Below are 15,047 nucleotides of genomic sequence, written 5' to 3' on the forward strand. Positions count from 1 at the left end.
ATAATCTTCTTTTTTATTAATCGACATTTTTTAAGTGTTTCGGTATTTATAGGGATATTTATGACCAACCTTTTTATGGCTAAAGCGTTAACGGTATCTTTGGTAGCAGCGACTATGCTAGCGCTTAGTGGTTGCGCCACCACCACTAGCCCAGATTCACGTTTGGCCTATGATCAAACTCAAAAAGCATTGGCCAATCAGCCTGTTACTGTTTTAAGTGATGGTTGTTTGATTCGAGTTGAGATGGGCAAAAATGATATTTTATATCAGCAGTCTGATGCGACTTCTGTGGCCATGATGCACACAGTTAAAGAGGCATTGAGTCACAAAGGGCTCACGGTTGCTCGTACGACAGCGCCCTTTGTTTGTGGCATGCTAACCAAAGAAGCTGTAACCAAAATGGATATTGCCGCCACCGCAGGCGCTAAAGAGCAGCTCAACACAACCTATCCTCTATTAAGCGCGGGCAACAGTTTTGATACAGCGACCAATCAAGCCTACCTCACACTATTTAGCACTTTAAATAAAGCCAAGCGTCAAGAAATTGAAGCTGCAAAAGGGGCTAGTGTTGAGTTGGCATTAGATCAAGCCACACTAACCACCATTCAAAAGATGGAAGGGACTGACAAAGTATTTGTATCCATGGTGACTGGTTCTAAACCATCATTCGGCTATTCGATGGCAGTCGGTGTGACGACGGCTGTGGCGACCGCAGGAACCAGCTTCTCTGCACCGCAGCAAGGTCAGTTTCATCATCTATACTTACTGAATCTGAAAACCAATAAAATTGAATGGGGCAAAACTGCCGCATTTAACGGGCAAGTATTTAAAATGCCTGTGAACGAGCGTTTGGCCTATAAAGGTATTCTTGCGCCTCTATATGCTGAGTAGAACTGAATAAGCCACTAAATTTTTAGTCTAAAAAACCGCTGACCCTATAAGGTGAGCGGTTTTTTATGTAGTGATAATAGAATAATAAAATTATTGCTGCACGATATAGTCGATTCAATTTAAAAGTAGTACAAGGCAACCAAGTGTAGACGTATATTAAATACTTCAAGCGAGGTTAACGCAGTCATACTTTTATAGTGGAATGACTATACCAAGTTGCTTAGCTTCTTTTAGCCACGTTGGAAACTCTTCTAGCATGTTTTCATACAGTGCTTCTTCGCTGATGTCGTCCAAATCATCGAGTTCAAAAAAGTCGCAATTATCAATCACGCGCCCTGCCATGTCGTCTAGTTTTTTTAGGATGCCATAACCACGACCACCCAAGCCCACAAACTGCCAAAATATCGGTAATTTTGCCGCTTCCGTCATGACTCTCGTGATACCGCGATTGTCATTCACCCCGCCATCACTGATAAATAGCACGTAGACAGGCACATCCAAGCCGTCCTTTTGATAAAACTCTGTTACGGCTTTCATGACCTCTGCTTCGTTATTGATGCGCGGGCCAAGTGCCCATTTGCGCCAGCCGCCATGAGCGTTGTCAATGAAACCGTCATAATTGCTGAGCCCAATTTCACCCAAATACTGCGGATCTCGGGCAAACGCCCAGCAGTCTAGTGCTTGGTCGTCATCAAAGTTCACTGCCAATGGCAATATGCGGTTGACTACTTCTTGCACGCGGCCTTTTTTGTACTGTCTGTTCATTGAGCCTGAGGCATCTAACACCAACGCCACTTTTGCGGTTAATTGCTGCAATTGGCGCTTCTCAAGCGATATCGTGGCTTTTTTGGCGAGATTGACCAGCTTTGGCGCTTTGTCTAGCATGACCTTCTCTAGCGATGGTTTTGCTTGCACTGGCGTTACGGTTGCCTCTACTGTCGGGCTGCCCTCTTCTACATCGCCACCGAAATGCTGCACGATGGCGGCAAGTCCACCATTAAAGCCTTGCGCCACGTTAGATACTCGCCAAACACCACTCTTACGATAAAGCTGTATCAGCATACTGGCTTGCTGCTGGGCAAAGTCTGCTGCTTGATACTCTGCCTGCGCTTTTTGTGATTGCTGCCAAATGCCAATCTCTAACGATTGAATTTGATTAAGCGGGGTGTCGGCTGATAACACAAAAAACAAGCTGTCTATATTAGTCGCCAGTTTGGATAGATTGACTTCAAACTCGGCTTGGATGCCTTTACTCGCCGTTGGTTGCGACTCGTAATGGGTGAGCTTGATTTGCCCGCATGGTGAGGTTGGCTGATTATAAAACACCATGTAATCATCATTGATCAGTTTGCCCGCTGCGTCTAAGGCAAAACAGCTGATGTCCATCTCTATCGGGCTTTGACGAGTGAACTTAAGCGTGATGGGTGCGGTATCGTCAATAGCAAGGTTGCTTAGAGGCGAGCGTTGTCCGACGGTGAGATGGTTCATGGTGTTCCTCATTTAAAATTGGTACTACTTTTCTGTAAATAAAAGCTTAATGCTGAGTATTCCTTTTGACAGCAACAACTGTCTGCCAAATTAATACTCCAAACCATATAAAGAAAAGTAGACTTATAAACTCAAAGCCTTGTTTAGCTTCTAATAATTTATTAAAAGGAATAATCACCTTCGATCCTTCATTAGCATAATAAGTTACTGTATCAAACCAAAAGATAGCTCTATCACCTCCTATGAAACTCATTAAATCTAATGTCTTAACTACCCATTCGTTTTGATGTATAAGAAGATGAACATATAATGCTACAGATGCAAATAAGATTATTATCGGCCAAACATAATTATTTCCAAATCCAGATATTACATAGTTAGCATCTAAAACAAGCCTTCTAAAAGGATTTTTTATCCACTTTGTTTCCTTTCTATACTCTCTCATTTCATAAGTAAAAAAACGATTTGCTTCTATTTTATTATTATTTTTTTCGAAAGAATTTTTTACTATTCTGAGCGTTTCTCTATCTGTTCCTTTTAAATTAATATCGGTATTTAAAAAGTTAGGTTCTTGTTTTAAATTTGCTGTCGAAAAATCCAATCCTGATGGAAATTTAGTATTTCTGAAATTAGAAAAATCTTTAAATGTAGTATATTCAAAGATAGTCTTATTTACTTCCAAACCATTACTAAAATTTACTTTTTCAAAAGCTGCGAAATCTTTAAAAATACTTTTAAAGAAATAAGCCCTATGAAATTTACTTTCAAAAGCATCAAAAATACCTGTGACATTAGAATTTTTAAAGTTGAAAATATTAGCATTTCTATTTTTAATCTCAAATTTTGACTCGAATTTGGTATCTATTATGTCTAGATCCTTAATTTCCAGATCATCAGATTCATATTCGCAACTATATCCTTTAAGCTTGTTTAAGTAATCATAATTAAACCCATTTAATTTAAATTCAAGCTCAAAAATACATTTAGATATGATTATTTTTTCAAATCCATGATGATTTTTTATTTTTTTAAACTCATTTTTAAATTGAGATTTATCTGCATTAGTACTCAAACTCTTAAATAAACTTATAGGATCTGGGAAAATAAAGAGATTTCTTTTAAATGTTAAATTCTGAATAGTCAATTTTTTCGAGAAATTACATTCATAAAACAAATTACATAATATTTCTTTATTATTACCTGAGGGAATGACACTGACGTCACCATTAAAATTGCAATTTATGTATCGGTATCTATCACCTGAATTATTTTTAGAAAATGGATTAATAGTGAAATTATTTTCAAAATTACAATCTTTAAAATAAGTATTATTATTTATATCAAAATACTCTGATTCAAAATAGCAGTTTATTAAATCTATTCTGCCTAATCTCCATAATATTTCACGACTTTCACTATTAAGAAACTTTATATCGTTATCATAAGGTAACTTAATATTTTCTACCGTTATATTTATCTCTGCTAGTCTTTCGCTTAAACTAACAGAAACTCCTGTGTACTCTCCTATATCTAGATAAACTTGAAGCTCAGTAACATCTTCGTCAAACTTGTAAGCCTCCTCCTCACTTTCACACTCTAACCGTAGCTCTCCAAGCTTAATAAAAACTGCTTCTGCTATATATCCTGCTAGCAATTTAGAAAATTTCATTAGATAATTATGATAGTCATTCTTACAACCTGATTCATATTCATTGAGTAGTTTCGATGCTTCATTACTGAAGTTAATAGACTTACTTTGCATATCGTGAAACTCTCTATTAAACCTAAAGTGGTTTATACTTAAATATTAAAAGGTAATAAAATTCACAATTATTAACCAGTATCATAAAAATAATAGAATATCTAGTGGTCAGAAAATAAAAAGCCTAAAATCAAGCATAAAAATTAGGTTAACTCTATCCTTAAAACAACCATTATAAACATGGAAGCATTACATCATAACCAAATTATAATTAAATGCTGTTTAAGACCGACTATAGCAGATACACCTGCTTGAGCACGATATTATGGTGACTTAGCTAGAAGTATTATTAAGGCTACAGGTGCGCTAATGGCTATTTATCACGGCCATTTTTCAAGTAAGATAGTAGCTAAAAGCGGAAAATGCTACGACGCTTTCAACTGATCTTTTAACTCAGGAAAATTCGCTTTTTCAGCATTGATCATTTATGCAGGTGCTTTACTAACGATACTTTTACAGTTTATATAGATATATTCGAGTTCATATTAATAGACTGTAAATAATAGCACACAAATATTCAGTATTTATTAGTAATAAGAGCTATTCAGAGAACTAACCAGTAAGCAATAAAAAACGCCATCACAATTGTGACAGCGTTTTTTATTGCTATAACTATTTACAACTTAGTTACAACGCCCTCAACTCCACCATCTGCGCTGTCATCGCGGTCAACTGCCCTTCTAGCTCAGCCAGTTTTGCCTTCTCAGCATCGACCACTTCCGCAGGTGCTTTACTGACAAAGCCTTCGTTACCTAGCTTACGCGCGATACCTTCGGATTGACCTTTCAACTTATCATACGACTTACCTAAGCGTGCCAGCTCAGCCGTTGGATCAATTAGACCTTTCATCGGTACGAGTACACGTAGCTGACCGACCATACTTGATGATGACAATGGTACTTCATCGCCTTCTTTTAGGATGGTTAAGCTATCGACTTTGGCAAGCGCTTTAAACTGATTAGCGATACGTGATAGACGCTCGTCTTCTGCTAGCGAAATATTTTGTAGTAGCACTGGCAGACGTACGGCATTGCCCAGTTTCATCTCACCACGGATGTTACGGACGCTAGCGATTAGCTCCTGTAGCCACGCCATATCCGCCTCAACTTGCTCACTGATTTGTGCCTCATCCGTTTTTGGATAGTCAGCGACCACGATGCTATCGGTATTTTTACGACCCAGTAGTGGTGCGACCGTCTGCCAGATTTGCTCGGTCAGATACGGCATGATTGGATGGCTAAAGCGTAGCGCCGTCTCTAGCACATGTAGCAATACATAGCGGATTTGCGCTTTGCGCTCGTCAGACACCGAGTCATCATTTAGACTGGCTTTGGCAAGCTCAACGTACCAATCACAGTACTCGTTCCAGATAAACTCATAGATATCTTGGCTGACCATATCGAGACGATACTGGGCGAAATGCTGATGGATATCGGCAACGGTAGAGTTCAGACGACTCATGATCCATTTTTCTGGCAATTCCCATACGTCAGGATTCGCGGCTTGATCGATAGGCTTGGCAGCACCTTCGCTATCGACACAGTTCATGAGTACAAAACGGCTGGCGTTCCAGATTTTATTACAGAAGTTACGATAGCCCTCGACACGCTTTAGATCAAAGTTGATATCGCGACCGGTACTGGCAAGGGATGTAAAGGTAAAGCGCAGTGCATCCGTACCAAAGGCTGGGATACCTTCTGGGAACTCTTTACGCGTTTGCTTTTCGATTTTGGCCGCATCTTTTGGATTCATCATATTGCTGGTGCGCTTTTCTACCAATGCTTCCAGATCAATACCGTCGATTAGGTCAATCGGATCTAAGACGTTACCTTTCGATTTTGACATTTTTTGACCATTGCCATCACGCACCAGACCATGCACATAGACGGTCTTAAACGGTACTTGCGGCGTGCCGTCTTCGTTTTTCACGAAGTGCATGGTCATCATGATCATGCGGGCAACCCAAAAGAAGATAATGTCAAAACCTGTCACGAGCACGCTGGTTGGGTGAAAGGTGTCCATCACGCGTGGATCAGCGTTGACGTCTGCCCAGTCAAGCGTACTGAACGTCCATAGACCAGAGCTGAACCACGTATCGAGCACGTCATTATCTTGGCGCAATACGATATCATCGCTTAGATTGTACTTGCTACGCACTTCGGCTTCGTCACGGGCGACATAGATTTCACCCGTCGCATCGTCATACCATGCAGGGATACGATGTCCCCACCAGAGCTGACGGCTGATACACCAGTCTTGCAGATCGGTCATCCACGACATATACATGTTTTTGTACTGTGCAGGGACGAACTCGATGCTGCCGTCTTCTACTGCGTCAATCGCAGGCTTGGCAAGCTCTTTGACCGCAACATACCACTGATCGGTCAACCACGGCTCAACGATCGTACCGCCACGCTCAGCACGCGGGGCTTTTAGTGCGTAGTCTTCGATGTCTTCTAGCCAGCCCTGCTCGCCTGCTTGCTCCACAAGGAACTTACGCGCGGCAAAACGCTCAAGTCCTGCATAGTCACTTGGCGTAGTCTCTAACTCTGGCTCACGCGTTTGCAAGTCAGGATAGACTTCCATCGATGCTAAGATATTGGCGCGCTCATCGAGGATGTTAATCAATGGCAAGTTATGACGACGACCCAATTCATAATCGTTAAAATCATGCGCTGGGGTGATTTTCACGCAGCCAGTACCGAAGTCTTTTTCGACATAATCATCAGCGACGATAGGCACGACACGACCAGTGATTGGCAAAGTAATGGTTTTGCCGACCAAATGCGCGTAACGCTCATCGCTCGGATTGACAGCGACAGCGGTATCACCAAGGAGCGTTTCAGGACGCGTGGTTGCGACGACTAGATAGTTTTTACCATCTTGAGTCGTTAGGTCTGCATCCGTGAAATGATAGCGGAAATGCCACAAGCTGCCTTTCTCGTCGTGGTTTTCCACTTCTAGATCAGATAATGCCGTTTGGAACTTAGGATCCCAGTTGACCAAACGCTTACCACGATAAATCAAACCATCGTCGAACAGGCGTACGAACACTTCTTTTACCGCATTAGACAGACCGTCATCCATGGTAAAGCGCTCACGTGACCAGTCAACCGAGCTGCCCAAACGGCGAATTTGGCTAGTGATATTACCGCCCGACTCTTCTTTCCATTCCCATACTTTATCGATGAAATCTTCACGGGTCATATCACGGCGTTTGATACCTTGTGCTTCTAAGCGACGCTCAACAACCATCTGGGTGGCGATACCTGCATGATCCGTACCTGGCTGCCATAGCGTATTGTCCCCATCCATGCGGTGATAACGCGTGAGCGCATCCATGATCGCGTTGTTAAAACCATGTCCCATATGTAGTGAGCCAGTGACGTTCGGCGGTGGTAGTGCGATAGAAAATGACTCGTCTTTGTCAAAAGTCGGCTGAAAATAGCCACTGTCTTCCCAGCCTTGATACATACCCGCTTCGACTTCCGCAGGATTATAGGCATTCTCTAATTGGCTTAAGGCGGCTTGAATAGATTGGGTTAAATTATTTTTGCTATTAGGGTTACTCATAAGGCTCTCAGACTAAAACGTAAATGGATTAAATAAATAGTAAGCAAAAGTATGGTTATCGCTGAATTCATACAATTAACCAACGCAAGCTGGGTTCAGGCATAGCGCTAACGCTGGATAATAATAGGTGATTCGAGCAAACAAAAAAGTTAGTAGGATGATTTTATCTTATATGGGCAGATTTTGTTAGTATCGAATGCTTTTTCGATACTTGCAGTCGTTATGGCCTTACTGTAACTTATTAAAATAAGCTTTTTTGCATTGCAGCAACATAGCAACGGCTATGACGTTGACACTGGTTTGACCGTTATTTTTATATCCTTCACTCACCGCTCCTCTTATATAAGTTTACTGTCATGCCTAATACTAAAGACAATTCTAATAAAAATAATGATCCGAGTTCGACAGCTAGTATTCACGCGGCGCAGAGTAGTGACAATGCCGATGAGAAGGACAATAACGAGGCGTTAGAAGTGGCTACTGGAACCAATCAGGATGGCGCTCAAAATGAAAGCCAAGATGGCTCTGAAGACGCAAACCAAAATGAAGGTTTGCCCAAAGGTGACGCCATAAAAGATGAAGACTTGCCAAAAGAGATCAGTGACGAAGATAAAGAAACCATCAAAGAAGTGGCCAGCGATGACAACTTAAGCGAGCCAAAAAGTTATGCCAGCATCTTAGTCGAGCAAGTCATCGATGCCAAAGAAACCTTTAATCGCTCGCTTGGCTCGTTATTTACCAGTGCCTTTACTGCAGGATTGGAGATTGGTATTAGCCTGTTTATGATTTTGTCCGCATTCGCCCTATTGACCGATGTAATGCCCAATCAATATGCCATGGTGCTGGCGTCATTACTTTATCCGATTGGCTTTATTATCGTCGTCATTGGTCAGTCGCTATTGTTCACTGAACAAACGTCTCTGCTGAGCCTACCAGTACTCAATGGTATCGAACCATTAAACAAACTCATGCGGCTTTGGGGGATTGTCATCGCTGGCAATATCGTTGGCGGCTGTTTATTTGCAGCGTTGATGATCGGTTTGGGTTTGCATATGCATCTGTTTGACGTCAGCGATATCGATGCCTATTCCGAGCATGTTTTAGGATTTGAATGGTGGGTCATATTTGGTAGCGCGGTACTAGCAGGTTGGATGATGGGCGTTGCTGCGTGGCTTGTCACCTCGGCACGCGACACCCTTAGCCGTATCGTGCTGGTCTCGTTAATCACAGGCAGTATTGGCTTTTTGGGTTTGCATCATAGTATCGTGGGTAATATTGAGGTGTTTTCTGCTCTACTCTATGGCAATACCGTCAGTTTTTGGCGGTACTTGATATTTTTAGTGGTGGTGATATTGGGCAATACCGTCGGTGGCGTGGTATTTGTCGCGGTTCTCAAAAACCGTACTTTCTTATTTGATGTCGCCAAAGTTAAGCAGCAAAATAAAGACAACCAAATAGCGAGGATGGATAGACGACATCGCTAGAGCAATCAAATGACTATCAAATCATAACGCCTCTGATTCGCACAAACATATGCCAGCGCAGACTCATTATTTAAGAGTGTGCGCTGGCAATATTTTATGAGTAATCAATAGTGACGACACATTTAGAGCATACGTGCAGCCAAAACACCTTTCTCAATTTCCGTCTTCTTCATCTTATTATATTTTGCGCTAAATATTCGCACCAAAATACCTGCTGTCAAGAACATGACTAACGTATAGATAGCTGGTGTCATCGACATGTCGTAATTAGACAATAGCGTGAGCGCCATAAATATAGATAAGGTGCTGTTTTGCAAGCCGACTTCCATAGTGATGGACGTTCGCTGTGCTAGGTTTAAGCCCAACCATTTACTGCTATAGTAACCAAGCGCCATGGTTGACAGGTTTAGTAGCAACGATACTGGTCCGGTAGCGATAAGGGCCTCAACGATGATATCTCTTTGTACATAACTCAAAAACACCACTAAGAATGTCAAAAACGTCACGCCAAAACGAGAGACTATGACTTGTGAGCTATCAGCAACCCTTGGCGCAAAGCGTTTGATCAGCATACCAATACTAATAGGCAGAATGGTGATGACGAATAAAGAAATCATGGTCTTTATAATCGGCAGTTGAAACTCGCTCCCAGCACCCATAAAGTGAATCAGTGAAAAACTCAGGACAACAGGGATACTAAATACCGTGACGACACTAGCAATGGCCGTCATAGTGACTGATAACGCTACATCGCCTTTGGCAAGGAAGGTAAATAGGTTGGAAGTGGTGCCACCTGGACAGAGCACGAGTAACATGACCCCTACCGCATACTCAGGTCGCAACGGCATGATATTTGCCAGTGCAAAACCAATAATCGGTAATAAGATAAGCTGATTGAGCAAGCCAATACTGACCGCTTTTGGGTATTTCAAAACACGTTTAAAGTCGTTGGTAATGAGGGTCATACCCATGCCCATCATAATCAAAAATAGGCAAAGGGGAATAACGACTGAGTTTACTAAGGTAACTATTTCAAGATTTTCCATAACTACATCCATGTAGATAAGACCTGTCTATAGGTCGACACACAGCGCTTGTCCTTAATGCACTTGATCAAAGCACTTAATGGCTAGGTTGCTGTAGAATTTATAACGATATTTTTCACGCTAGCGGTATAAGCCAATCCTGCTAATACACGTACACCAGCATATCGAACGATAAAATTAAGTATAGCGTTGTCGCGTGCTCATAACTTACATCATTCCGTTACTCCCCGGTCAATAATGGGCTTTTGTAATGGAATATAGGTTTGAGGTATTTACGCTGATAGATGTAAATATAAATTTTAGGATGGCATGCTTACGATGGCATTGAAGAAACAAGCATTGATGACTGTCCGAAGAGCTATAGAAACTTACAGATAATTAGGGGTTGGCTGAGCTATTTGTGGTGGTCAGTTGCTGTGTCGATATCGACCACTGCTGTGCCATAGGCAATGGCTTCGACCATGCTGCCCAATTGATTGATACTAGTGACTTCAAGACGTAAACCATAGATATGATTGTAGCCTTTGGCCTGTGCCTGCGTGCGCATACGGACGATAGCCTCACGCCTTGCGCGATCTAGCAACGTCTCATAGGTGGTTAAGTTTTTGCCAAATAAACTCAGTACCCGAGCGATAATCATCTTAAAGTAATCTTGGGCAATCACCACACTGCCCAGCACCAGCTCACCTTTACTATCGGCTGCCAGCTTGGGGTAATAAAAGCGCTCGCTTGAGACCACGATGTGACCCAAGGTTTGCTCTGCGATACTGAGCTGTGCTAAGTGTTGGCGCTCATGACGCGATCCAAAGAACCACCCCACCACGAATAATATAATAAGCGGCGCGTAGTTAATGAGGAATTGAGTAATAGAATTATTCATGGCACGTCTCTTATCATAAAAAAGCTTTAGTGTTTTAAAACTTAATTAACTAACCAAAAGGATTGAAACGTGGTAAATCGTCCGCTGGAGTTGGCGGTTGTGTTTGCGGATTTTGAGTAGGTGCATTTTGAATAGGTGGAGTGTGACCAGATGGGTACTGTGGCGGTGATGCAGGCTGCTGTTGCACAGGTACTGCTTTGACCGCAGTACCATAGACAAACAGCTCAGAAGCACCTTGCGCGATGCTAGAGGTCGAAAATCGCAGACCAACGACGGCATCAGCCCCTAGCGCTTCGGCCTTTACAATCATGCGATCTATTGCCTCTTGGCGTGACTCTTCTAGCAGCTCAGTATAGGCAGTCAGCTCGCCGCCAACGATGTTTTTTAGACTGGCGAACAAATCCTTACCGACATGCTTTGAGCGTACCGTACTGCCGTACACAACGTCTAGGCGTTCGGTAATTTGATAATTGGGTAAGTGCTCAAGATTGGAGAGTTGCACAGTCATAGTACGACCTTATCGGTGACTTATAAAAATAATTCAGCTAGAAATGGTCAGCGTTAATCAACATTGATAAAGAATAATGGCAGACCACATTGCTGCGAACAAACCACATTATTAATGGCAATCAACACTGCCTATAAAAACTGTCTATAAAAGACTAATCATTGGTATGGAACAATAAAAATAGCTCAGTCAAATTGCCTTCGATGCTATTGGCCATCTGTACCATTTTGTCTTCATCTTTACGCATCTCAGATAGCTCTGGATCTTCATCATCGATGCCGCTAAGCACAATCATTGGTAAGGTCAGTACTGCCACGTCTTCTGCAGTGTCTTGATCTTCAAACCAATCACTGGCTTCATCACCATACATGGCATCGACAAAGCCGATTGACCAAGCAACGATGTCTGACTCGTCTGAAAAATCAACAGCCACTTCTTCGTCGCCAGCACCTTCACCAAACGGTAGCTCGATAGGTGTCTCATTTTTTAGTTCAGCGATGATAGAGTCGCGCCAGCGCTTAATGCCATCGATGACATTTTCTGGAATCTCACTAGCATGACCTTCAAATAGCGCATCCATCCAATTAGGCAATGGACGACCGATGACTGTCGCTGTCAGAAAACCATGCGCGGCGACACTATCGAGCACAAACTGGCTCTCTTGATTGTCCAAATAATCTAGTAATTCATCAAAACTTAGTTGGTTACTCATGATGTAATAATCCTTGAAAGATGGATTGCGTCAGTCACCACAAACGACCGATTAAATGTCTGATGGTGAATAAGAAGGGGATAGCAGTTGCATGGATGACACACCTAAAACCAAACAACCTTTATAAAATAAATTTATTGAATATAGCGAGGGCGTGTCATCATTTAGATTGTGAGGCTTAAAATGAGGAAAATTGTAGCCAAACAAGAAAGAAATTGCCGTAAATATGAACCTATTGACAAGATTTCTGACGACGTTTGGCAAAATTTAACCATTTAAGACCACTAAATGTATCCATGTGCTAATTGATGGCACGCCCTAAGTGGCACAGCAATCATTAAAATCTAAAACCAAGCGTTCAAAACCAAGCATTAAAAACCAAAATATGGTGCAGCCAGCTTAGCACAATTCAGTCACGATCAACCCCTAAGGCATTGGCTTAGTTTGGTTTACTTGGCCTACTTTAATCGTATCATCTGCTTGGCTAACCTAACAGGATCGTTAACTTAAGTCTAAATCCTAAAAATCATCATCCCAGTCATCGCCATCTTCATCGAAGTTATCTAGATCGTCAAGATCGTCTTTTAACTCTTTAGCCAAACGCTTTTCTTCTAGCAAATTATCGATTAGTCGACGCTTCTCAAGACTACTTAGGCGCGTACGCACACTAGTCTCAGCCTCTTCTACCATCTTTGCATCATCATCGTCGACAAAATCATCATCAAAATCGTCGTCAATATCAGCGTCACTCATGACAAACTCCTATCATTTTTTGGCAAGTGTATTAAAAATACGTGAATATATATATGCCTTATAAAGTCTCTACTGGGCATTGTCAATCCTTTTTATCACTATGCCCTATTTAGCAACAAACACAAGAACAATCGTAAAGGCTATCTCGCAGGCAATTGTAGAGAGAGTGGCAGCATTAATAGCGATGAAGCATATTACTCATCCGTTTCTTCAATCATCAGAACTGCGTTACGGACATCTGCCAAACGCTGAATCATCGAGTCATTGCCACCATCAAATATCGCGCACTCACGCTCATAGACAGTTGTCGGACGCATGATGCTGTGCACTTGAACATGGTTGCTGATTTGTTTGAGTCCAGCATTAGGCAGCAATATCAACATCTGCTCTTTTTTGCCCACGCTTTGTAACAGTTGGGTCATGGCATCGGCTTGGGCATCATCACTCACCCCAGCTTTGGCTGACAAGGCAAAACGCGACAGTTCAATATGCTTGTCGTGGATGATCTTGTTGAGCATCAGGTAGAGCTTGCCAAGCATCACGCCTGCTAGCGCGACTTTGGCATGGCTATTATCCGCTTTGAGCACCGCACAGGCACCGCTTTCGTCAAAGCGTGGTTCATTCATCGCACTCACACCCATCAACAGTGGTTGTTTGAGTAGTTCGGTTATTGCCTGATTGAGTAGCTGCGTACATAGCGCAAGGTAAGGCAAGCGCTGGGAAGGCGCTAGGCGCTCAAGCATATTAAATTCGTCATGAAATACGATTTGGACACTGACCGTGTCAACTGCGCGTGTAGCGGATAATTTAGCGGTAGATAACTGAGAGGTACTGCCATTGACTTTATGAGTGCCATTATCACTGCTGCGCCCATCGTTTTGCGTTGCGTTGGTGGCCTGATCATCTGTACGATATTCAGAGGTATTGTCAGCATTAAGACCAGTGTCTTCCGTCGTCGCGTCTTGATTCTGCTGCGCCCTTAGATAGGCATTGACTTCATTATGGACGTCAATTTTGCGGGTATTTGTATTTTTATCATTGGTTTCAGCAGTCACTTGATTATCATCAAGATTACGACCTTCATTTTTACTGCTACTGTTTCTAGTGCTACTGTTTCTAGTATTGTCATTCTCGTTATCGGCTGAGCGCTTGTCATTTGAACCATTCGCATCATCCGCATAGCCACGATCATTCTCGCGAGCATTCTCACGATAGTCACTGCGTTGATCAACCTGCCGATATTGCTCGCGATATAAATCTTCGACATCACGGCTGAGCGCATTGATTTGCTCTTTAGTAGGACGAGCCAGATAACCATAAATCAGCCAAAGCAATAAATGCAGCAGCATAGTACCGATGACAAACGGCCATTGCATAGCGATAATCTCGCCCTTGCTAATATCTTTTAATGTCAACGACACACTGCCAATCACCGCATCGCCATTGGTGGCGATCTGACGAATGGTATCGCCTTGCTGCATTGGCGCATTGCCAACAGGCACCAAGATGTCGTCGTTGTTGTCTTTAATCAGTATCCGTGTGACGTCTTGCTCGCTGGTATAGCGATTGGCAATAACGCTGAGACTGACACGGTCTTTGTTTTCTAAAGACAACCTTGCCTCATCAATCAGCTGGGCGACCATCTGCTCGCCTTTTAACGCACGACTTTTGCTCAGCTGTTGGTCGGTACTGATGACCAATAATAGAGTCTGCAAACAAAAACTAACCAGAAGAATAATGGCAAACAACCCTTGCCGCGGCGCTAAATACGTCATGATATGGTAAACTTTTTTGGAGAAGAGAAATTAAAAAACGAGGCTACTGCTCATTTTTTGGCTAATTTTTAGAAAATTGTGATGCGTGCATATTGATAGAGCGTTACTGAAACCAATCACCATTATTTAAACTACTATGACGGCAAATAGCTCTCGCCCATCGGACTAAACTTAA

Annotated in this window: 11 protein-coding genes; 2 read left to right on the top strand and 9 right to left on the bottom strand. The window is 42.3% G+C overall.

Annotated features, from left to right (window positions below; translation table 11 throughout):
• Positions 1–60: 60 nt before the first annotated feature.
• Positions 61–891 carry a hypothetical protein gene (locus J5X94_RS05305; RefSeq protein WP_210540491.1) on the top strand — a complete coding sequence of 277 codons (831 nt, stop codon included), beginning with the start codon at positions 61–63 and terminating at the stop codon, positions 889–891.
• A 192-nt stretch (positions 892–1,083) separates the two neighbouring features.
• On the opposite strand, the gene J5X94_RS05310 is transcribed toward J5X94_RS05305, so the two are convergent.
• The 3 genes from J5X94_RS05310 to J5X94_RS05320 form a co-directional block, all read right to left on the bottom strand.
• Positions 1,084–2,379 (bottom strand): VWA domain-containing protein, encoded by a 1,296-nt coding sequence (locus tag J5X94_RS05310; RefSeq protein WP_210540492.1) that lies wholly within the window; start codon positions 2,377–2,379, stop codon positions 1,084–1,086.
• A 46-nt stretch (positions 2,380–2,425) separates the two neighbouring features.
• On the bottom strand, positions 2,426–4,141 hold the full coding sequence (locus tag J5X94_RS05315) for a hypothetical protein (RefSeq protein WP_210540493.1): 1,716 nt from the start codon (positions 4,139–4,141) through the stop codon (positions 2,426–2,428).
• A gap of 627 nt (positions 4,142–4,768) precedes the next feature.
• Positions 4,769–7,714 carry a valine--tRNA ligase gene (locus J5X94_RS05320; protein ID WP_210540494.1) on the bottom strand — a complete coding sequence of 982 codons (2,946 nt, stop codon included), beginning with the start codon at positions 7,712–7,714 and terminating at the stop codon, positions 4,769–4,771.
• Positions 7,715–8,070: 356 nt separating this feature from the next.
• Here J5X94_RS05320 and J5X94_RS05325 point away from each other — a divergent pair, with 356 nt between their 5' ends.
• Positions 8,071–9,198: a formate/nitrite transporter family protein gene (locus tag J5X94_RS05325; RefSeq protein ID WP_210540495.1), complete on the top strand. Its 1,128-nt coding sequence runs from the start codon at positions 8,071–8,073 to the stop codon at positions 9,196–9,198.
• Between the two features lie 122 nt (positions 9,199–9,320).
• Here the strand turns inward: J5X94_RS05325 and J5X94_RS05330 are convergent, their stop codons facing one another.
• The 6 genes from J5X94_RS05330 to J5X94_RS05355 all read right to left on the bottom strand — a co-directional run bounded on the left by J5X94_RS05330 (position 9,321) and on the right by J5X94_RS05355 (position 14,872).
• Positions 9,321–10,244: a bile acid:sodium symporter family protein gene (locus J5X94_RS05330; protein ID WP_189585690.1), complete on the bottom strand. Its 924-nt coding sequence runs from the start codon at positions 10,242–10,244 to the stop codon at positions 9,321–9,323.
• A 394-nt stretch (positions 10,245–10,638) separates the two neighbouring features.
• Positions 10,639–11,124, bottom strand: a complete 486-nt coding sequence (locus J5X94_RS05335; protein ID WP_210540496.1) for a YbjQ family protein — start codon at positions 11,122–11,124, stop codon at positions 10,639–10,641.
• 49 nt (positions 11,125–11,173) lie between these two features.
• A complete protein-coding gene (locus J5X94_RS05340) occupies positions 11,174–11,632 on the bottom strand; it encodes a YbjQ family protein (protein WP_210540497.1) in 459 nt (152 codons plus the stop codon).
• 154 nt (positions 11,633–11,786) lie between these two features.
• Complete coding sequence (locus J5X94_RS05345) at positions 11,787–12,344, bottom strand: YecA family protein (protein WP_010201673.1); 558 nt, start codon at positions 12,342–12,344, stop codon at positions 11,787–11,789.
• A 519-nt stretch (positions 12,345–12,863) separates the two neighbouring features.
• Positions 12,864–13,097 carry a PA3496 family putative envelope integrity protein gene (locus J5X94_RS05350; RefSeq protein WP_010201674.1) on the bottom strand — a complete coding sequence of 78 codons (234 nt, stop codon included), beginning with the start codon at positions 13,095–13,097 and terminating at the stop codon, positions 12,864–12,866.
• 194 nt (positions 13,098–13,291) lie between these two features.
• On the bottom strand, positions 13,292–14,872 hold the full coding sequence (locus J5X94_RS05355) for a hypothetical protein (RefSeq protein ID WP_210540498.1): 1,581 nt from the start codon (positions 14,870–14,872) through the stop codon (positions 13,292–13,294).
• Positions 14,873–15,047: the final 175 nt, after the last annotated feature.

Source organism: Psychrobacter sp. K31L (assembly GCF_017942195.1).
Taxonomy (GTDB): domain Bacteria; phylum Pseudomonadota; class Gammaproteobacteria; order Pseudomonadales; family Moraxellaceae; genus Psychrobacter; species Psychrobacter glaciei.